At 38.6% G+C, this 21,141-nt stretch carries 17 protein-coding genes and 1 riboswitch; all 17 genes read right to left on the bottom strand.

Annotated features, from left to right (window positions below; translation table 11 throughout):
- Positions 1 to 201 precede the first annotated feature (201 nt).
- Positions 202 to 2,484: a type I pullulanase gene (pulA, locus tag QM419_RS02405; RefSeq protein WP_414277759.1), complete on the bottom strand. Its 2,283-nt coding sequence runs from the start codon at positions 2,482 to 2,484 to the stop codon at positions 202 to 204.
- 106 nt (positions 2,485 to 2,590) lie between these two features.
- Positions 2,591 to 4,549, bottom strand: a complete 1,959-nt coding sequence (gene ligA / locus QM419_RS02400) for an NAD-dependent DNA ligase LigA (protein WP_414277758.1) — start codon at positions 4,547 to 4,549, stop codon at positions 2,591 to 2,593.
- A 93-nt stretch (positions 4,550 to 4,642) separates the two neighbouring features.
- Complete coding sequence (locus QM419_RS02395) at positions 4,643 to 5,902, bottom strand: nucleobase:cation symporter-2 family protein (protein ID WP_214261842.1); 1,260 nt, start codon at positions 5,900 to 5,902, stop codon at positions 4,643 to 4,645.
- Positions 5,902 to 6,483, bottom strand: a complete 582-nt coding sequence (locus QM419_RS02390) for a xanthine phosphoribosyltransferase (protein WP_178894947.1) — start codon at positions 6,481 to 6,483, stop codon at positions 5,902 to 5,904. Before QM419_RS02390 ends, QM419_RS02395 begins: the two co-directional genes overlap by 1 nt.
- Positions 6,484 to 6,558: 75 nt before the next feature.
- Positions 6,559 to 6,655: riboswitch (purine riboswitch) on the bottom strand.
- Complete coding sequence (guaC, locus tag QM419_RS02385; RefSeq protein ID WP_254724131.1) at positions 6,648 to 7,631, bottom strand: GMP reductase; 984 nt, start codon at positions 7,629 to 7,631, stop codon at positions 6,648 to 6,650. It overlaps the preceding riboswitch by 8 nt.
- Before the next feature lie 182 nt (positions 7,632 to 7,813).
- Positions 7,814 to 9,109 (bottom strand): McrC family protein, encoded by a 1,296-nt coding sequence (locus QM419_RS02380; protein ID WP_414277757.1) that lies wholly within the window; start codon positions 9,107 to 9,109, stop codon positions 7,814 to 7,816.
- The gene (locus QM419_RS02375) at positions 9,096 to 11,006 is read right to left on the bottom strand and encodes an McrB family protein (RefSeq protein WP_414277756.1); all 1,911 of its coding nucleotides are present in this window, start codon (positions 11,004 to 11,006) and stop codon (positions 9,096 to 9,098) included. The genes QM419_RS02380 and QM419_RS02375 overlap by 14 nt, the downstream gene beginning before the upstream one ends.
- 151 nt (positions 11,007 to 11,157) lie before the next feature.
- Complete coding sequence (locus tag QM419_RS02370) at positions 11,158 to 11,937, bottom strand: L-threonylcarbamoyladenylate synthase (protein WP_414277755.1); 780 nt, start codon at positions 11,935 to 11,937, stop codon at positions 11,158 to 11,160.
- A 27-nt stretch (positions 11,938 to 11,964) separates the two neighbouring features.
- Positions 11,965 to 12,558: a 3-isopropylmalate dehydratase small subunit gene (gene leuD / locus QM419_RS02365; RefSeq protein ID WP_414277754.1), complete on the bottom strand. Its 594-nt coding sequence runs from the start codon at positions 12,556 to 12,558 to the stop codon at positions 11,965 to 11,967.
- Positions 12,559 to 12,567: 9 nt separating this feature from the next.
- Positions 12,568 to 13,950, bottom strand: coding sequence for a 3-isopropylmalate dehydratase large subunit (leuC, locus tag QM419_RS02360; RefSeq protein WP_414277753.1), 1,383 nt, complete (start codon positions 13,948 to 13,950; stop codon positions 12,568 to 12,570).
- Positions 13,951 to 13,953: 3 nt separating this feature from the next.
- Positions 13,954 to 14,223, bottom strand: a complete 270-nt coding sequence (locus QM419_RS02355) for a DUF1294 domain-containing protein (RefSeq protein WP_414277752.1) — start codon at positions 14,221 to 14,223, stop codon at positions 13,954 to 13,956.
- Positions 14,220 to 15,257 carry a 3-isopropylmalate dehydrogenase gene (leuB, locus tag QM419_RS02350; RefSeq protein ID WP_414277751.1) on the bottom strand — a complete coding sequence of 346 codons (1,038 nt, stop codon included), beginning with the start codon at positions 15,255 to 15,257 and terminating at the stop codon, positions 14,220 to 14,222. The genes QM419_RS02355 and leuB overlap by 4 nt, the downstream gene beginning before the upstream one ends.
- Positions 15,258 to 15,268: 11 nt before the next feature.
- Positions 15,269 to 16,831, bottom strand: a complete 1,563-nt coding sequence (locus QM419_RS02345; protein ID WP_414277750.1) for a 2-isopropylmalate synthase — start codon at positions 16,829 to 16,831, stop codon at positions 15,269 to 15,271.
- A gap of 314 nt (positions 16,832 to 17,145) precedes the next feature.
- Positions 17,146 to 17,802 (bottom strand): MmcQ/YjbR family DNA-binding protein, encoded by a 657-nt coding sequence (locus QM419_RS02340; protein WP_414277749.1) that lies wholly within the window; start codon positions 17,800 to 17,802, stop codon positions 17,146 to 17,148.
- A gap of 43 nt (positions 17,803 to 17,845) precedes the next feature.
- Positions 17,846 to 18,478, bottom strand: coding sequence for a copper homeostasis protein CutC (locus QM419_RS02335; protein WP_414277748.1), 633 nt, complete (start codon positions 18,476 to 18,478; stop codon positions 17,846 to 17,848).
- A gap of 92 nt (positions 18,479 to 18,570) precedes the next feature.
- Positions 18,571 to 18,930: a YbaN family protein gene (locus QM419_RS02330; RefSeq protein WP_414277747.1), complete on the bottom strand. Its 360-nt coding sequence runs from the start codon at positions 18,928 to 18,930 to the stop codon at positions 18,571 to 18,573.
- Positions 18,931 to 19,038: 108 nt separating this feature from the next.
- Positions 19,039 to 21,126 carry a type I DNA topoisomerase gene (gene topA / locus QM419_RS02325; protein ID WP_414277746.1) on the bottom strand — a complete coding sequence of 696 codons (2,088 nt, stop codon included), beginning with the start codon at positions 21,124 to 21,126 and terminating at the stop codon, positions 19,039 to 19,041.
- Positions 21,127 to 21,141 lie beyond the last annotated feature (15 nt).

Raw genomic sequence — 21,141 nt, 5'->3', positions numbered from 1 at the left:
CCTAATTTTGCAAAATAGACACCACAAAAAACTTAACATTATTTTCTTAAATTAATATTTTTGTTCGGATAAAGTATCTTAAGTACAATTTTATCAAATTTTCTGAAATTTTCAACTATTTTTAGTAATATTTCCATATTTTTTATTAGGACAAATTTATATATAAAAAACTCAAGATTAATCTTGAGTTTTATTTTTTTTTTAAACTAAAACATTCATAACTGCAACGCTCACATTATCAATAGTGTTTTCTTGGTTTGAACGACTATTAGTGATTCGCATTTCAAGGTTTCCCGCATTTTCATAATAGTGGGATTCTCCTTTAGCATTAAAGACCACTAAGTAATGCTCGTCATCTTCCTGAATTTCATAGACAATCCAGCCACTATTTTCAATAGCTGTGTGAACAAAGACGTGACGGTATACTTCCTCGTATGTAGGGTATGAAAAGGCACTGCTCTTTGTTTTAAGACCTATAATCTGACGAATAAATTCAATACTATCCTGACGCTCATTGATTAAGTCCCAGTCTACCTGGTTAACAGCATCTGGAGCATTGTAACTGTTCATAGCACGTTCGCGATCATCATGAGTCAACTCACCGTTTTCACCTGTAGGAACCAGTTTGGTACGTCCAAACTCTTGACCAAGTTCCATAAAGGAGATACCTTGCATGAGGAGATTCATTGCAGTTGCTGTTTCTACCTTTTTCATGATACTTGCTTGGTCTTCTGTTGGATGAAGTGTCGCTAATAAATCATGCAAGTTATAGTTATCATGGGCTTCTACATAGTTGACAACCTGGTTAGGGCTTAAATAAGAGCCCAGTTCACGACTACCAAGAATAGCTTTGGCAACAATTGGTTCAGTTGCAGCACCACTTACGAAGCCTGATTTGATATCACCATAAACTTCAGCACCCTTAACCGCATTACGTTGATCATCATTGAAAAATCCAATATTAGGTAACTGATAAGCATTGTCTTTCTTAGCCTTATCGTAAGGTGCTAGACCAGTACCCATATCCCAACCTTCTCCATAAAGGATGATTTTAGGATCGACTTCATCCATTGCCCAACGGATCATCTGCATGGTTTTAATGTCATGGATTCCCATCAAGTCAAAGCGGAAACCATCGATATTAAACTCATTCACCCAATAGAGTAATGAATCAATCATGTACTTACGAAACATTTCATGTTCACTTGCAGTCTCGTTTCCTACACCTGTTCCATTTTGATAGCTTCCATCTCGGTTCATTCGGTAATAATAGTCTGGAACCGTTGTTTGGAATGGGGCATCAACAGTTGAAAACGTATGGTTGTATACCACATCCATAATGACGCCAATTCCAGCATCATGATAAGCTTGAATCATCGTCTTCAAATCGCGGATGACTTTACCTGGATCATTTGGATTCGTAGACATGCTGGTTTCTGGTGCATTGTAGTTTTGTGGATCGTAACCCCAGTTGTAGGTCACATTACCATCTGCATCATACTCTTTGTGACGATCAGCAATTGGTTGCAGTTGAACATAGTTCACACCAAGTTCTTTGATGTAGTCAAATGCAGTAGACTGACCGAAGTGATTAACTGTTCCAGTTTGTGCAGCACCCAAGAATGTTCCTCTTAATTCTGGAGAAACACCAGAAGTTTCAGACTTGGTCAAGTCACGAATATGCATTTCGTAAATAACCGCTTGACAAGGATTCTCTAATCGCCAAGTTGCTTCCGTTCCATTCTTAACTTCAAAACCTTCAACTTGACGTTCATTTTTTGAAAGAATCGCTGAACGTTTGCCATCTGGACTTGTCGCGATGGTATATGGATCGCGGGTCAATGATTGATGATGTGGAAAATCAATCTGATATTGATAGGCACGACCTGCAAGACTTTCAGGAATTGTCAAATTCCAAACGCCAATTGTATTATATTTGTGACTATATGAATAACTATTTCCACGCTTCATCTCATACGTTTTTAGGATAGGAGCGTCATTGCTAGCTGATTCATAGACTACAACTTGTACAGTTGTTGCTGTTGGCGACCAAAGTTTAAAGCTTGTTTCTTCTTCGGAAACCTGGTATCCCAACTCTCCTTGGTAACCCCAATGGTGATCAAAACTGGCACTGTTAATCGCTTTATCAAAAGCAAATGGATTTTGATCTTTATAGTGTGGACTTGCAATAGCTGGATTTTCAGAATAATAAACAGTGTCATCTCCATCTAAAATCCAAACTTCCGTTAGAAGTGGATAATAATTGAAACGAATTGGATACTCTTTTGAAACACCGTCTTTTGTAATTACAAAAGTCATCGTTTCGATAGCTTTTTCGCTAGTTTGAGTTAAAGAAAATTTTTCTCCAAAATACTCTTCTTCTTTTACTAACTCAACTGTATCAAGAGGCTTTTTACTAAAACTACAATCTTTATAAGCCTCATCCTTACGATGATAATGAATAAGTACAGGATAATTGTACATAGTTCTCCCTAATTTCTAATTGTTAAATTTTAAAAAAATAATTTCTTGTTTAAATTTTCGAATTGGAGCAAGAAATCTAAGATAGTCATTCTTTAGTGTGTAATGATTATAAACTCTCCAACCAAGCTTCATCTCGAATCTCAATTCCAAGTTCTTGTGCTTTTTGGAGTTTGCTACCTGCATCTGCTCCTGCTACCACAAGGTCCGTCTTCTTCGATACACTACCCGTTACCTTGGCTCCAAGATTTTCGAGTTTACTTTTAGCTTCCGAGCGAGTAAGACGTTCAAGTTTTCCTGTCAATACGACTGTTAGACCTGATAAGGCAGCATCTGCTACAACGACCTGTCCTTTATAATCTAGATTAACATTTAATTCTTTCAATTCTCTTAAAAGTATTTTAGCGCCCTCAGTCTCAAAATAAGATTGGAGACTTTGAGCAATGACACTTCCCAAACTTTCAATGCCTGCAACTTCTTCAGGACTGGCTTGTGCTAGCGATTCGATTGAGTGGAAGTTTTGTAAAAGCAACTGACTTGCCTTACTTCCTACATGACGAATCCCCAAACCAAACAAAAGTCTTTCAGCAGAATTTTCTTTAGAAGTTTGAATAGCCTGATAAAGTTTTTGAGCTGATTTCTCCTTGATACCATCTAATAAGAGAAAATCTTCCACAGTCAAGCTATAAATATCTGCAACATCCTTAACCAAATTAGCAGCAAATAATTTCTCCACGATTGATGGGCCAAGGCCAGAGATATTCATGGCGTCACGAGATGCGAAGTGAATTAGACCTTCCTTGATTTGAGCTGGACAACGTGGGTTTATACAACGAAGAGCCACCTCATCTTCAAAGTGTAACAGCTTGCTCTCACAACTTGGACAGTTTGTTGGGATATCTAGTTTTTCCTCCGACACACGTTTAGACTCCACCACTCGTAGAACGGCTGGTATGATATCACCCGCTTTGTAAACAATGACTGTATCATCCTTGCGGATATCCTTTTCAGCGATATAGTCGACATTATGAAGCGTTGCACGACTAACTGTTGTACCTGCCAATTGCACCGGAGTAAGATTGGCAGTCGGAGTTACGACACCAGTTCGTCCTACTGTCCAGTCAACAGAAAGCAGTTTTGCTTCTTTTTCTTCTGCAGGGAACTTATAAGCGACTGCCCACTTAGGCGCTTTAACTGTAAATCCAAGTTGCTCTTGACCAGCTAGGTCGTTGACCTTAATTACGACACCGTCGATATCATAAGGCAATTGGTCTCTTTCTTGACCTACTTCTTGGATAAACTTCCAAACTTCATCCATGCTGTGTGCTAATAGGCGTCTTGGATTAACAACAAAACCCAATTGTTCTAAATGTTCCAAAACCTTCTCTTGGCTATCCCGAGTTGAAGGGCTTGCTTCTTGATAGAGGAAGGTTGCAAGATTACGCTTAGCTACTACTGCTGTATCTAACTGGCGAAGAGTACCTGCAGCAGCATTTCGTGGATTGGCGAATTCAGACTCGCCGTTTTCTTGACGAGCAAGATTGACTTGATTGAAAGAAGCTCTCGGCATATAACATTCACCACGAACAGTGATATCTAATTTTTCTGGTAAAGATAAAGGAATGTCTTTCACTCGTTTAAGATTTTCCGTGATGTTTTCACCAATTGAACCATCACCACGAGTCGCACCAGCAACAAAAATTCCCTGCTCATAAGTCAAGGAAATCGATAAACCATCAATCTTCAACTCACAAATATAAGTGACATTATTCAATTCCTTACGGACACGTGCATCAAAGGCATCCAATTCTTCACGTGAAAAAGCATCCTGCAAACTATAGAGAGGATACTGATGACTATATTTTTCAAATCCATCTAGAATCTTACCTCCGACGCGATGGGTCGGACTTTCTGGTAAAACTTGATCAGGGTGAGCTTTTTCTAACTCTACCAGTTCACGATAAAGACAATCATACTCACTATCAGATACAGATGGGTTATCACTTGTATAATACTCCGTCGCATAGCGATTGAGCAACTCAACGAGCTCTTTCATTCTTTCATTCATAAAACCATTTTACCATAAAAAGGACTATAGAAACAATATTCAAGCTCTAAAAAAGAAAATGAGAAGGATATTTCTATCACTTCTCATTTATTTTTATTTTTTACGATTCAAAATAGCATTCAAGATGATGGCTACAGCACTCGCAATGACGATACCATTTGAGAAGAACATTTGTAATTCAGTCGGTAAAGTATTGAAGAGATTGCTTCCGTTTAATCCCACCCCAGCAGAAATAGAAACTGCTGCAATGAGGAAGTTGTGTTCATTGTGCTCAAAGTCTACACGAGCCAAGATTTGCATCCCTTGGAGCGAAACAAAACCAAACATGACGAGCATAGCACCACCAAGTACAGGACTAGGAATAATCTGTGCCAAGGCACCAAACTTAGGCAAAAGACCGAGCAAGATAAGGAAACCAGCTGCGTAGTAGATTGGCAAACGAGTACGAATACCTGAAAGTTTCACCAAACCTACGTTTTGTGAAAATCCTGTATAAGGGAAGGTATTGAAAAGTCCACCAAGTAAAACAGCGAGACCTTCAGCACGATAACCATTACGGAGACGAGTGCTATCAATTGGATCTTTAGTAATATCAGAAAGGGCAAGATATACACCTGTTGATTCTACCATGGATACAGTAGCAATGATACACATCATGACAATAGATGAAATCTCAAATTGTGGAGCACCGAAGTAAAATGGAGTTGGGATATGAACCAGTGGAGCTTCTGCTACTGGAGAAAAATCAACCAAGCCCATAGTCGCTGCAATAATCGTACCGGCAATCAAACCAATCAAAATCGAAATAGATTTGATAAATCCTTTTGTGAAGATATTGACCAAAAGAATGATGAGAACAGTAATCATTGCCAAGGCTAGACTTTGTCCAGTTGGTTTTTCAACGTTATTTCCCATATTTCCGATAGCAACTGGAATCAAGGTCAATCCGATAGTTGTGATAACAGAACCAGTTACGATTGCAGGGAAAAGATTGGCAACCTTAGAGAAGATACCTGAAATCAGGATAACATAAATCCCTGAAGCAATCAAGGCACCAAACATGGCACCACTACCATGACTTTGTCCAATCATAATAAGTGGAGCAACAGACTGGAAGGCTACCCCAAGAACAATAGGCAAACCAACACCGAAGTGTTTATTGAGTTGCAATTGTAGGAGAGTTGCAACCCCACACATAAAGATATCTGTAGAGATAAGGTATGTCAACTGTTGAGCTGAATACCCCAAAGCACTTGCAATCATGATGGGTACTAGGATTGAACCTGAGTACATAGCAAGTAAGTGTTGCAAACCAAGAACGGCTGCCTGTGAGTGTTTTTCCTGTTGTTTCATTAGATGTCTGCCTCCTTGAAGATAACTCTTCCATTTTCAAAACGCTCTAAACGAGCAAGTGATACTACCTGATGACCTGATTTTTCTAACAGCTCACGACCATCTTGGAAGGATTTTTCAATCACAATTCCGACGGCCTCAACTGTAGCACCAGCTTGCTCGATAATCTGAATCAAACCTTTAGCTGCTTGACCATTAGCCAAGAAATCATCAATAATTAATACTTTATCTCCTGGAGATAAGAACTTCCCTGCAATAGATACAGTGCTAGTAACTTGTTTCGTGAAAGAAAATACTTCTGCAGTTAAAATTCCTTCATTCATGGTAATATTTTTTGCCTTCTTAGCAAAAATCATAGGTACATCTAATTGTTCTGCAACATATAGAGCTGGAGCAATTCCAGATGCTTCAATGGTTACAACTTTTGTAATGCCAGCATTTTTAAAATGCTCTGCAAAAGTACGACCAATCTCACGCAGCAAGGAATAGTCAACTTGGTGGGTCAAGAAGGAATCCACCTTAAGAATATTCTCACCTAGAATATTCCCATCTTTTAAAATACGTTCCTCTAGTAATTTCACATTAACCTCCGAAATAAAAAGGGACTTACAAAGTAAGCCCCTTAGAAAGATTGAAACAGATATCTCTGCTTCTTTTATCTCTCTTGACTTACTCATTGTTAGGTATTTACGGTACCTTGTAGAAACGCCACACCAATTCGCGGCATAAATAAGTAATGATATTTTTAGTGAGCATCTCCATTCCAGATAGAGTTCTTCACAATCACATAATCTACATGTCTAAGATCAGCTACCTTTCGACCTCCAGCATAAGAAATCGAACTTTGCAAATCTTGTTCCATCTCAGTTAGGGTATCTTGTAAATGTCCTTTGGCAGGAAGAAGAATTTTCTTTCCTTCAACATTCTTGTAGGCACCTTTTTGATATTCTGAAGCTGAACCATAATATTCTTTAAATTGTTTACCATCGACTTCAACTGTTTTTCCTGGACTTTCAATATGACCTGCAAATAGTGAGCCAATCATAACCATACTAGCACCAAAGCGGATTGACTTGGCAATATCTCCGTGTGTACGAATACCACCATCGGCAATAATCGGTTTACGCGCAGCTTTAGCACACCAGCGAAGAGCTGCCAACTGCCAACCACCAGTACCAAAACCAGTTTTGACTTTAGTAATACATACTTTACCTGGACCAATTCCGACCTTAGTAGCGTCTGCTCCAGCATTTTCAAGTTCACGAACAGCTTCTGGAGTACCAACGTTCCCAGCGATGACAAAGGTATCTGGCAATTCTTTTTTGATATGCTGAATCATTGAAATCACACTGTCGGCATGTCCATGAGCGATATCAATAGTGATATACTCTGGAGCATCTTCCTTTAATTGGCTAACAAAATCATATTCGTAATCTTTAACACCAACAGAGATAGAAGCAATCAACCCTTTTTCATGCATGCGTTTCACAAAAGGAATGCGCCCAGCTTCATCGAAGCGATGCATGATATAGAAATAACCACCTTTTGCAAGCTGTTCTGCAACATCTTCATCCAAGATAGTTTGCATATTAGAAGGAACAACTGGTAATTTAAAGGTGTGCTTCCCTAATGTTACTTGTGTGTCAGCTTCTGCTCGACTTTGAAGAACACACTTATTAGGAATTAGCTGAATATCTTCATAGTCAAAAATCGGAAATTCGTTTAACATTTCGATGTCTCGTTTCTTTTATAATGACCTACCTATGCTTTCGCATCACTACGCCTTTTCCGACGTTTCCTTTAACGATTATAAACTAAGGTAAAGTTTTTGTCAAACATTTTGAAACATTAAAATTATTATGTTCGGATTTTACTAATGATTTCATAAAAAATAGAGAGTTTATAGGCTCTCTAATTTTGTTTTATATTATTTTGAAAAATTTTTTCTGACATCTCTAGCATTTCATAGAATTCGCTGTAGGATGATACTTTCTGAGGAATTTGGATAGAGAACTTTTTAAGCAAGACCCCATAACCTAGAACCTTTCCTATTTCACTACTTACTGTCTGATCTATGCTCGGGAAAATCAAGCCAGCTTTTTCTGCTTGTAAGATATAAGCATAAGAAATTAATTGAAATAGATCATCACGATTGATTCCTTTTTCAGTCAATTCTAGTTTTTTATATTTAGCATCTAGTACAGTCTTTAATTCCCTATTATAAAAATCTGGATATACCTTTCGTTTCCCACCAGAAAATACAGAGATACCACCTTTCTTTTCTTTATTGCGTGGATGTATGAAATCTTTTGGCAACAAAGTATAAACATATTCTTCCCAAAGCCAAGCAACGTCAAAGAGAATGCCATGAATTTTTTGCTCTTGATATCCTAAACCGTGCTTTTCTCTGTTTAATATCATCAGACAAAGCTCTTGCAACTTTCTGTATTCTCGAAAGTAGGCATGACGAAGTGGTTTGGTTTGATTTAGTCGAATTATCTTAGCACGATCAGCTAGTTTATAAGATGGGGTTACACGAATAATTTCTGTAATATTTTCACGATTGCTATTAATGATGCCTCTTCCTAGAGATTTCTGATTTTTAATGTACTCAAAAGTATGACGGATCAGCTGCATTATTGGATTATCAAAAGTAAACTCTCTGGTTGTATAAGCAATATTACCTGTGAAAGGAAGATTTTTCTTGAGATGGTTTCTTACATCAATCACTCCCTTGATATGGCTATCATTATGAGAAAACCTCTGGTATTCCTTATAAAGTCCCTTTCGCATAGCACCTTCCAGATAATTTGGAAAGAGGTAAATTAAAAGTTGATAGAGTCTATCCTCATACGATAACCCTACATCTAAACTAGTGAGATTGATATTTAGAACTTTCTGCAATAGATAATGCAAAAAATAGTCTTCACTTTTACTCGAAAAGCGAGAAGAAATCGTTAATCTCTCCTGACCACAACCCAGAAAACCAATCACATTTCCTGTCTTAATTTTCTGATTGACTGTTTCCAAGATCTTTTGGTCCTTATCCAAATCAGGAGAGTTTTTCAGGTCGTTTGGAAATATAAAGATACTATCTTCTTGAGAAAGATTATATAGAGTTCTATCTAAAAGAACTTGACTAATTTTAGGATATTCTGTGATAAACTCTTCTTTGTTTAAGGCCTGTTGATTGTCAGTTAACTGCATCGTCATCACCAATATCTTGCTGATTTGTCAGATCATATGCTTTTTTCAAAGTATTCAGTATTTCGTCCTCTTCATAAGAACCACGCAAGTAATCTTCCAAAAGTGGATTAAGATAATCAGACCAGAGTAACTCATAGTCAAAGTCTACTTCTTCCAGTTTAAGGAAATAACTTGGTCCAATATGATAATGACTATTTAGTTCCTGAACTTTTTCAATTTTAGCATTCAAGTTTCTTAGACGCGCTTTCGCTTCTTCAGCTTTATCGCCAAGAACATCATCTAGCATTCCTAGTTGGCTTTCAGCAGTAACTTCAACAAAACGAAAACGACGACGCATGGCAAAATCAAAGGTGTCCACCGAACGGTCAATATCATTCATAGTTCCGATAATATAGATATTTTCAGGGATATAGAACTTTTCATCAGTTTCGTGTAGATTGGCATATTGGGTAGAAACACTCCCCTTTTCACCACGATAACCAGGGTCAATTGAGAAAAAGAGTTCCCCAAAAATCTTAGAAATCTCACCTCGGTTAATTTCATCAATGATGAAGACGAATTTCTTATTAGTATCAATTTCTGTTGGGGAAATATAGTCTTTCAAACCAAATCTCTTTCTCAATCTTTCTAGGACAGTTTTCCCACCACTTTTGTAGTATTCTTGCTTATTATAATTTTTATCTTTATACAACTCATAAACATATTTACGAGGTATTGACCATCCTGGAACACCACTATCATAATTTACTGACAAATTTTGTCTACTATTAACAGATAAGTAAGATGTTCTTGTTATATATTCTTTTTCTTCAGCAACATTTATATATTCTAAGTAAGAATCCCAAGCTTGGTCAAAATTATCTTGCCCCCCGATCTTCTGAGCTTCTTTAGCTAATTGACAAAACTTCTTAAAAATACCATCTTGTAGTTTAAAATCAATAGTTCCATCCTCATTTGAATCCGGTCTTAACCCCTCAACAAAATCCGTATAGTCATAAGATGGGTGGAATTGCACAAAGCCTATTTGATCTTCATTGCCACCTGTTAATTCTAAGGCAATTTCTTTAGCAAGATATGTTTTTCCCGTACCTGGTGCACCACGGAGAATGAGGTTTTTGGACGAGAGTAAAGTTCTACTCAATGGATTTTGTAGATTAATTTGTGTACACATTCGTTCCTCCCGTTTATTATCATTACTGTCCATAAAACCTTTTGAATACTCATGTAGTATTCTTCCTAACATTGAAGATGTTAGTTCAGGAAAAGTTTTAGAAACCAGTTGACAAATTTCATGATTCTGAAGGTAGGGTCCTCCTTGATTTTTCTGAGAAACAAAGCTGTTCCAAAATTCTCTATTACTATTAGTATTCACACCGAAGAAAGAACTTTCCTCAGAATAGATACAAAGTAATTTTGTTACCATCGCAGAACGACCAATAAATTCATTTGTTGATTTTTTTATATCAAAGATAGGTTTATCAAATTTGAAATGAATACCTTCTTTAATAATTTCATACAAATCTGATTTTAATTTAGTAAATCGATGATCCAACTCTGAAAGCGGAATTACTTTATTAGCTTGATCTTTATAACTCTTTGTTTTTTCATTCCAATAAATACCAAATTTTGAAGATCCACCTCCACCAATTCCCAAAAATAGTGTTTTGTATTTTCCATGCTCTAGTTCATAGCAAAAAGAGTTGTTTTGTCCCCCTTTCCCAATGACATAATCATCAATAGACATAGTTAAAATCTTGTCAAGTGGCCACTCCTTAAGAAACTCTTCTTTAAATTTTTCAGTATAAGCGTCTTCAATCATTGCGTTACCTAATAAATATTCTCTAATTGAAAGGTACCATTCGCAGAAGTCTTCGAAACCAGCTTTTCTATTCTTCATCAATCTTACTCCTTTTTCCATCGATGTTTGAATATTGCTATTTGCTATTTACATATATAATATCATATCCTATGGAAAATGAAAAGAATATCTAAAGAAAAAGCCCAGTATTAGGAGCGTCAACTCCTCTTAATACTAGACTCTTTTTATCTTAATAATACTCACCTTGACGATAATCCCATGAGTTAAAGGTATCTGATAAGTGCATCATGATTTTATCAATATCCAGTCCTTTACGGATCACAACTGGAGCTGGTGAGATTGAACGTGCTCCACCTTGTTCTGGTATGAGTTTGCCATCCTTATCAACCATAGACACCATCACACCTTGTTCGTATCGTGTTTCAACTGTTTTGTCTGGTTGGATAGATGCAACATAGTCGTCTGCTTCGATGACAAGATCCACTACTCCTTCGATACGTTCACCGATTCCTTCAACCTTACCTCGGTTTCCTTTTCCAGAAGGGTTTGCAGATGAAGCATATACCATTTTGCCTTCTTCCCAAAGTTTAGCTGCCAATTGTTCACCAGCTTTCCCAAATTTGATAACAAAACAGCTAGTACCACGCACATCAGTCATAAGTTCTTCACGTTCATCACCGTATGCTTTGAGTTTCTCAAAGGCTTCTGGTTTCCATGGAAGGATACAACCGAGGAGAATGTCTTCGTCCCAATGTTTTTGGTAGAAGGCTGCAATTTCTGGGTTGAGTTGTGCTAAAGCACGAAGCTCGTCCATGCTACCACAAAGTACAACACCTGGTTTGTTACGGTTACGCTCTTTAGCTTCAAATTTGCGTTCAAGACCTGCCTTATCGCTAGTCATGATAATGTAACCAACTTTAGTAGGACAAACGATACATCCGCCCTGACCCTTTAAAATGTCATATCCTTCTTGTGAAAGTGTTCCGTTCCATTGAATGTGTTTTGTCATAATTCTATATTTCCTTTTCTATTTTTTCTAATCCTGCCAGTAGGCTGGTCGTTGTTTTTCATAAGCAGCAATCAAGTCTTCATACTGCAAAGTAATACCGATATCATCCAAACCATTTAAGAGCTTGTGTTTCCATTCGCTATCAATTTCAAAGGGGAATTCTCCAACTGGCGAGATGATTGTTTGCTGTTCCAAGTCCACAGTTACCTGGTCGGTCGGTTTGAGTTGGGCTAGCTTTTCTCTAACCTCCCTAGGCTGAACAATAGGCAACATGCCATTATTGAGTTCATTATTGTAATGAATATCTCCAAAAGAGCCGGCAATCACGACCTTAAAACCGTAGTCCGCTAATGCCCAAGCTGCGTGCTCTCTAGAAGATCCAGCCCCAAAGTTATCCCCTGAGATGAGGATAGTGGCTTTACGATATTCAGGTCGGTTAAAGACAAAGTCGGGATCATCAGTGTACTTATCATCTAGATAACGCCAAGCATACATGAGATATTTGCCAAAGCCTTTCTTATCAATCAACTTCAGAAACTGTTTTGGAAGGATTTGGTCGGTGTCGATATTATCATTCATAAGAGGAACCATTGTTCCTGTATAAACTGTAAATTTTTCCATATCCTCTCCTTACTGGGCCTCTGGCATTTGCCGAACATCTACGAAACGTCCTGCGATAGCTGCCGCAGCTGCCATTGCTGGACTACAAAGATGAGTCTTCGCTCCAAATCCCTGTCTATCTTCAAAGTTACGGTTGCTGGTCGAGGCACAGTGAACACCATCTGGTACCTTGTCAGGATTCATTCCTAGGCACATGGAGCAACCTGGTTCTCTCCACTCAAAGCCTGCATCTTGGAAAACCTTATCCAAGCCCAACTTTTCAGCAGCTCGCTTAACTGGCCGAGAACCAGGTACAACAATAGCTGTTAAGTTAGGGGCAATTTTCTTCCCTTCAACAAATCGAGCAGCCAGTTGTAGATCGCTAAGTCGAGCATTGGTACAAGAACCTATAAAAACATAGCCAAGTTCGATATCTGCTACTTTCTGACCTGGTTGTAAATCCATGTAATGATAAGCACGTTCATCATTCATATCTTTTATTTCTGGGAAGCTAGTTTCAAAGTCAACTCCCATGGCAGGATTGGTTCCCCAAGTCACCATAGGTGCTAATTCAGAAACATCCATACGAATCACCTTGTCATAAACGGCATCGCCATCACTAACCAGCCTTTTCCAATCAGCTACTGCTGCATCAAAATCCTTTGGAACACACTCGCGCCCCTTAAGATAGTCATAGGTGGTTTGGTCTGGATTCATAATTCCCATCTTGGAACCAAACTCGATGGACATATTGCAGATGGTCATTCGCTCTTCCATGCTAAGAGCATCAATGGCCTGACCTCGATACTCCACCACGTAGCCAACACCACAGGCAACGCCGTACTTGGCAATCAAGGCTAGGATGAAATCTTTGGCATAAACTCCTTTTTGAGGAATTCCAGTGAATTCTACTAGCATTTTCTTGGGTTTAATCTGCCAAATGGTTTGAGTAGCAAAGACATGTTCGACTTCGCTGGTTCCAATTCCGAATGCGATGGCACCGAAGGCTCCATGGGTCGCCGTATGGCTATCTCCACAGACGATGAATTTTCCTGGTTGTGTTCGTCCTGTTTCTGGACCAACCATATGAACGATACCTTGTTTTTCTGAACCGTGGGCAGCATGTTCGATTCCAAACTCTTCAACATTTTCAGCTAACTTATCAATCTGTGCTTTAGAGATTACATCTCGAATATCGTAGATATTTACTGTCGGTACATTGTGGTCAAAAGTGCCAAATGTTAAATCCGGTCTTCTCAATCTACGCCCTGTATCTCGTAATCCTTGAAAAGCTTGAGGACTAGTCACTTCGTGGATATAATGTTGATCCACATACATGAGTTGAGGTTGTCCCTCTTCTCCTGTGATTACATGGAGGTCCCATAATTTATCAAAAATCGATTTTCCTGCCATTCATTACCTCCATATCAAATACAAAGTTGCTAGTGTAGTCACTATTCCTAGGAACCAAACCGTTTTAAAATACCATTTTCTAGTCTTGTGGTGAAAGGTAACACCTGCCAACCAAGCACCAAAACCACCACATAAGAATGCAAATGATAATAAATATTTTTCAGGGATGCGCCAAGCACCTCTTTTAGCTTTGGATTTGTCAATGCCATAGATGACAAAAATCAAAAGATTCCAAATTAAGAGAGCAAAAGTAATTCCTTCGTTTAGTTTCATAGTCTTGCAATGATGGCTTCTGTCATTTCTCTAGTCAAAGCCTGTCCTCCTATATCTCTTGTTAAAATACCTGCAGCTAGACTTGACTCAACAGCACGCTCAATACGCTCCGCATCGTCATAACGTCCAAAACTATCACGCAACATCATAGCGACTGATAAAATCATGGAAATAGGATTGGCAATGCCTTGACCAGCTATATCAGGTGCTGAACCATGAATCGGTTCATAAAGGCTCGGTCCATTTTCAGAGTGACTAGCCGATGGCATGACGCCAAGTGTACCAGATAGAACGCTTGATTCATCAGATAAGATATCTCCAAAAAGATTTTCTGTCACGATAACATCAAACTTGGCTGGATTTGTAATCATGAGCATGGCAGCTGAGTCTACTAGCTGGTGCTCCAAGGTTACATCCGGAAAATTTTTTGCGACTTCATCAGCCACTTTCCTCCAGAGTTTTGAAGTTGCTAACACATTTTGCTTATCAATACTAGTAACAATTTTATTTCGACCTTTTGCAATTTCAAAAGCCTTACGTATAATCCGTTCTACTTCCTCATAGCTATAATCGTTGATATCACGCGCTTTACGCTCTTCAAGGATATGATCTCCAAAGTAAATCCCACCTGTCAACTCACGCACTACTACAAAGTCAACACCAGCAATTCGATCTGGCTTAAGAGGTGATAAATGATTGAGACTCTCAAAAATTTTAACTGGACGAATATTGGCATAAAGATTCAATTCCTTGCGGAGTGCCAAAAGCCCTTGTTCGGGTCGAACTGGAGCATCATCATACTGAGGACTACCGATTGCAGCAAGGAGGATAGCGTCCGCTTCTCTACATGCCTTGAGTGTTTCATCTGGTAAGGGATGCGCTGTGGCATCAATACCTGCACCACCAAAAGGTCGTCTGACTATCTCAAAGTCAAAGTCTGTTTTTTGGGCTATAGATGCTAGAACTTCTAAACCAGCTTCCATGATTTCTGGTCCAATCCCATCACCTGCTAGGGCAACAATTTTCTTTGTCATGGTATTCTCCTTTAAAGACTAGGCATGTCGCGATAGGAAACATTTGGACCTATCTCTCCGGTATTCTCTTTTTGAACAAAGGTATTGGCATTGATGTAGGCAATAGCTGAGGCCTTCAACACATCGAAATCAATTCCGGCTGCGTTAAAGATGGTTTCTGTTTCTCTATTTTCAACAGTAACCAAAACCCTTGCCTGAGCGTCTATACCATCCGTTACCGCATCAATGGTGTAGGATACCAAGCGAACAGATTGATTAAAGAATTTGTCGATAGCGTTAAAGACGGCCTCAACCGAACCTTGTCCTGTTGCATTAAATTCAACCTTTTCACCATCCAAATTAGCCAAGCTAACAGTCGCTTCAATATCATTTTCCGCATGAGTTTGGAGTTGTAGATCATCAAAGTGGAAGCCCTCTGGATTTTCAACTATGGTGCCAGCTACCAGAGCTCGAATATCAGCATCTGTGATTTCTTGCTTCTTATCTGCTAAGGCCTTGAACTTAGCAAAAAGTGGTTTGATGTCCTCGTCTGTAAAATCTAAGGCCAAATCTCTTAGTTTCTCAACAAAAGCATGGCGACCAGACAATTTCCCAAGCGGAAGACTGTTGCTCTTGACACCCACCAGTTCAGGTGTGATAATTTCATAGGTAAGAGGGTTTTTAAGAACACCATCTTGGTGAATACCTGATTCGTGAGAGAAGGCATTTCCACCGACAACTGCCTTATTTTTTGGAACTGGAATTCCTGAGAAGCGAGAGACCATTTCGGACGTATTAATCGTTTCGTTTAGAACAATACTTGTCTCTGCTTGATAATAATCTTGGCGAATATTGAGGGCCACCGCTATTTCTTCTAAAGCAGCATTCCCAGCTCGTTCTCCAATGCCGTTAATGGTTCCTTCAACACGTCCTGCACCATTCTTAACAGCAGCAAGGCTATTTGCAACCGCCATCCCAAGGTCATCGTGACAATGAGGGGAATAGATTATCTTACGGTCCGTTTTTACATTGTCAATCAGATATTTAAAGATACTTCCATATTCCTCAGGTGTAGTAAAACCAACAGTATCAGGAATATTGATATAAGTCGCGCCTGCGTCAACTGCTGTCTGAACGACTTGTAGGAGAAAATCGAGCTCAGTTCTAGTCGCATCCTCTGGAGAGAATTCTACTACTTCAAACTTGGTCCTTGCATAGGAAACATGCTCTTTAATAGCTTCCAATATTTCCTCTTTACTCTTATTCAACTTAAATTCACGATGAATAGGACTCGTTGCAATAAAAACATGGATTTGTGGATACTTGGCATCCTTGAGAGCTTCATAACAAGCATCAATATCAGATTTAACAGAACGAGCTAACCCTGTCACTGCTGTTGTTTTCATAGCCTTAGCAATTTCTTGGACAGCTGTGAATGAATCTGGACTAGCTGCTGGAAAACCAGCTTCGATTGCTGAAATCCCCCATTTTTCTAGCTGTTTTGCTATAGCAACCTTTTCCTTAATAGAAAAATTGACACCTGGCGTCTGCTCACCATCTCGGAGACTGGTATCTAAAAACTCAACTACACGCATGAGAATTCTCCCTTCACATTTTCGATATAGAAAAAACATCTCGCTCGGAGTTCCAAGCGAGATGTTGATTTACTCCCGCTTGGTAAGCCAAACAGGACTAATGCTATTGCACTAGTCCGAGTACCTCAACAACAAAGCAAATTGATTAAACTTAGCTGTTTTCATGTTTGGCTTTCTCCTTTGTTTGATGTCTTGTTTAGTATTCTAGCATAGGAAAAATCACTTGTCAAGAAAAAATCCAATATTTTCTGAAAATTTCTTCAATAAAGAATATTTCGCCGATTGAAAGTATTTGAAAACTCAAATATGTTCCTTCATTTTTTAGAGGTTAAAAACCAACTTCTCTCAAATAATTCAAGCACCTTTTCGTCAGTTAGAGTGTCATCTAGTGGAAGACTTATCCAATAGCGTTTATTCATATGAAAGGCTGGGTAAATTCCCTTTTGTGAGAGCAAGTCAGCTACTTGGTCATGCTTAAGATTAACGACTTCTACTTGTCCTTCTTGTGCATTATCCAGTTTTTCCCAGGATATCTTCATTAATACCGCATACCACTTCTGATTATCTTCATGACGCAAAACCGCCGTATCAGGTGATTTTTCCCATAAGTATTCTAATTGATTCTCATACTTTTCTTGAACACGAGTCAAGATTCTTTTTGTCTGAGGACAGAGAAATTCCTGTACCTCAAAACAAGCCTTTCGAATGCCATAAAGAACTTCTAAACAAGCCTCTCGAATGCTTCCGACAAAAGTACCTCTCATACTTTCCATATGAACTTGAGGATAGAGGTCACCAGTTTCTTGGTCATAAACTTGAAAACTTAAGTCCCCATCCTCAACTGTAACCATCATGAGAAAATCTCCCTGCAAGATAGTCGAATTATAGATCCATACACCTTGGTTTTCTACAAATCCATACTCTTTAGCCTTTTTACTATTAAACTGATAGGCTTTAAAAATTTCAAACATAAGCGAAAACTGCTACCATAAGCTAGCAGTTCCTTTCTATTTTTTAAAAGACAACCTTAGTTCCATGTAATTGTGTCACGCCTAATTGATCGATAAAGGTTTGACGGTTGTCCATGTCAATCCCCCCACCAGGTAAAATTTCAATCTTTCCTGCAGCGTGTTCTAAAATTTTGTGATAGTGAGCAAAGCGTTTCTCTAACGAGTCGCCAGATACACCAGCACGAGTCAGGATGCGTGTCACTCCAGCTTGGCTTAGCCAATCAATGGCTTCCAACTGATCTTGGTCGCTCAATTCATCAAAAGCCATATGGAAAACAATTTCCATACCTTTAGATGCAGCAATCAATTTTTCAAGATTGGCCTTGTCCAACTTCTTATCAGCAGTCAATGCACCAAAGACAACGCCTTGGCTTCCTGCCTGAGCAGTTAGACGAATATCCTCGAGCATAATAGCAATCTCGAGGTCATTGTAGACAAAATCACCACCACGTGGTCGAATCATAGTCATAATGGTCGTATCGTAGTCGGCAGCCAGTTCCACAGCTGCCTTGGTCACTCCGTAGCTTGGAGTTGTTCCACCAACTGCTAGATTGTCACAGAGCTCGATACGGCGAGCTCCTGCCTGCATCGCTTTTTCAAGCAAGGTTACATTTTCAGCACAAAATTCGTAAATCATTTGATTCTCCTTGACGATTTATTTGATATTATTATATCATATTGTTTTAAGTAACCCCTACTTTTTATCAAGGAAAATCATTACTTTTTTAGCTATTCTTTATCTGGAATCACCTTAAAGAGATAATAGGTTATAAATATTGTTAAACATCCTAAAGCAATTTTTACTGGTAAAAGCGGTGCGAAATAAATGGAAATTCCCATCAAGATATAAATTGAAACAATGATCTTCGTTTTACGTTCACGCGCAATAGACTTGGTTTCTCTAAAATCCGCAACATAAGTTTGATAAAGCTTGGTATGATAGAGCCAATCTTCAAAACGTTTAGAAGATTTTGAAAAACAAGCTATTGACAACAAGAGAAAGGGTGTTGTCGGTAATAGTGGCAAGGCAACTCCAACGATAGCCAAAGCTAATGAAATGAATCCAATGCTAAGATAAATAATGCGCATATCTACTCCTAAGTAAGAATAATCTTCTTCTAGTTAAGCATAAAAAGATAAAATCTGTCAAGTTTAAATTAAAAAGAGCTGAAATTATCATTTCAGCCCTAATTATTTTTATTTAATCTTTTCTTCTTCGTAGTCACCATTGCTACATACGATCTGTTTCCCTCCACCACGGATTTTTTTCTCCATGAGGAAGTGACCACATTTAGGACAATCACGTCCAACAGGTTTATCCCAAGAGGTAAACTCACATTCTGGATAACGATTGCATCCATAGAAAATACGATTACGTTTGGTTTTGCGTTCGATGATTTGCCCTTGATGACAATTTGGACATTTAACACCAACTTCTTTGACAATGGCCTGTGTATGTCGACAATCTGGGAAATTGCTACATGCGTAAAACTTACCGAAGCGTCCAATCTTAATCACCATAGGACTGCCACAAACTTCACAGTCAAATCCAGCTGGCTCATCCTTGATTTGAATTTTTTCCATCTCTGCTTCAGCTTTTGCAACCTCTTTAGAGAATGGTTTGTAAAATTCATCAATAACCCGTTGCCACTCTTCTTTTCCGACCTCAACATCGTCCAGTTTACCTTCCATTTCAGCGGTAAATTTCACATTTACAATGTCAGGGAAGTATTCGACAATCAGCTTGTTAACAACTTGACCTAGATCAGTTGGTTCAAAGCGTTTAGAAGCAAGTCTTACATAGTAACGTTTTTGGATTGTTTCAATGGTTGGAGCATAGGTAGATGGACGTCCAACTCCGTTTTCTTCCAAGGTTTTAATCAGTGTTGCTTCTGAATATCGTGCAGGCGGTTGTGTGAAATGTTGTTCAGGTTTGTTATTGACCTGTTTGACCACATCTCCTACTTCCATATCTGGCAGCATCTTATTCTTATCAGAATCGTTGTAAATGGCTAAATAACCATCAAACTTAACCTGACTACCATTTGCTGCAAATTGAACACCATTTTGCGAAAGTTTAACAGCCATGGTATCAAAGATAGCACCCGTCATTTGACTCGCTACAAAACGGTTCCAGATAAGGGTATAAAGTTTAAGCTGGTCTTTATCCAAATACTTAGCAATTTTTTCAGGAGTATTAAAGACACTTGAAGGACGAATAGCTTCGTGGGCGTCTTGAGCGCCAGAGGCATTTTTCACCTTACTACCATGTTTAGAATACTTACTACCAAAACGTTCATTGATGTAGCTAGCAGCTTCATTCTGAGCAACTGGACTGATACGAGTAGAATCCGTACGCATATAGGTGATCAAACCTTGGACACCTGTACCAATATTGATTCCTTCATAGAGTTGCTGAGCAACCATCATAGTCTTACGAGTACGGAAGTTGATCTTATTTGCAGCATCCATCTGCATAGAAGACGTTGTATATGGAAGAGGAGCATTGCGCTTTCTTTCCTTTTTATCTACTTGATCAACTGTAAAATCCTTGCTGTTCAAATGAGATAAAACTTTTTTGACTTCATCATTAGTAGTCAACTTCATCTTCTTGCCATTCATTCCATAAAAAGAAGCTTGGAATTGCTTGGTACCTTTTTTAAAGACACCATCAATAGTCCAATATTCTTCTGGTTGGAAGGCATTGATTTCATTTTCGCGATCAATGATTAGCTTTAAAGCAACAGACTGAACACGTCCTGCCGATAAGCCTTTTTTTACTTTTTTCCAAAGAATTGGTGAAATTGAATACCCTACTAAACGGTCCAAAACACGACGGGCCTGTTGGGCATCGACCAAATCCATATTGATTTTACGAGGTTCTTTAAAGGCATTTTTTACCGCATCCTTGGTAATCTCGTTGAAAACAACACGGTTAGCATCATTTTCATCAAGATTGAGAATATGAGCTAAATGCCAAGAAATTGCTTCTCCTTCGCGGTCCGGGTCACTTGCGAGAAAGACTTTATTGGCTTTTTTAGCTTCTTTTTTCAAGTCATTGATGAGAGGACCTTTCCCACGAATATTGATGTATTGAGGTTCGTAATTATTTTCCACATCGACTGACATACTGGATTTTTTCAAATCACGAATATGACCAACACTGGCTAAAACCTTATAATTTCTACCCAGGTATTTTTCAATCGTTTTAGCCTTTGCAGGCGACTCCACGATTACTAGATTTTTTTTAACTGTTGATTTTTTCTTCTTTGTTGCCGTAGCCACAGTATCACACCTTTT

It is taken from the genome of Streptococcus infantis (assembly GCF_047464715.1).
GTDB classification, from domain to species: domain Bacteria; phylum Bacillota; class Bacilli; order Lactobacillales; family Streptococcaceae; genus Streptococcus; species Streptococcus infantis_S.
Note: the sequence above shows the minus strand (reverse complement) of the source record. Positions and strands in the feature narration are given on the sequence as shown.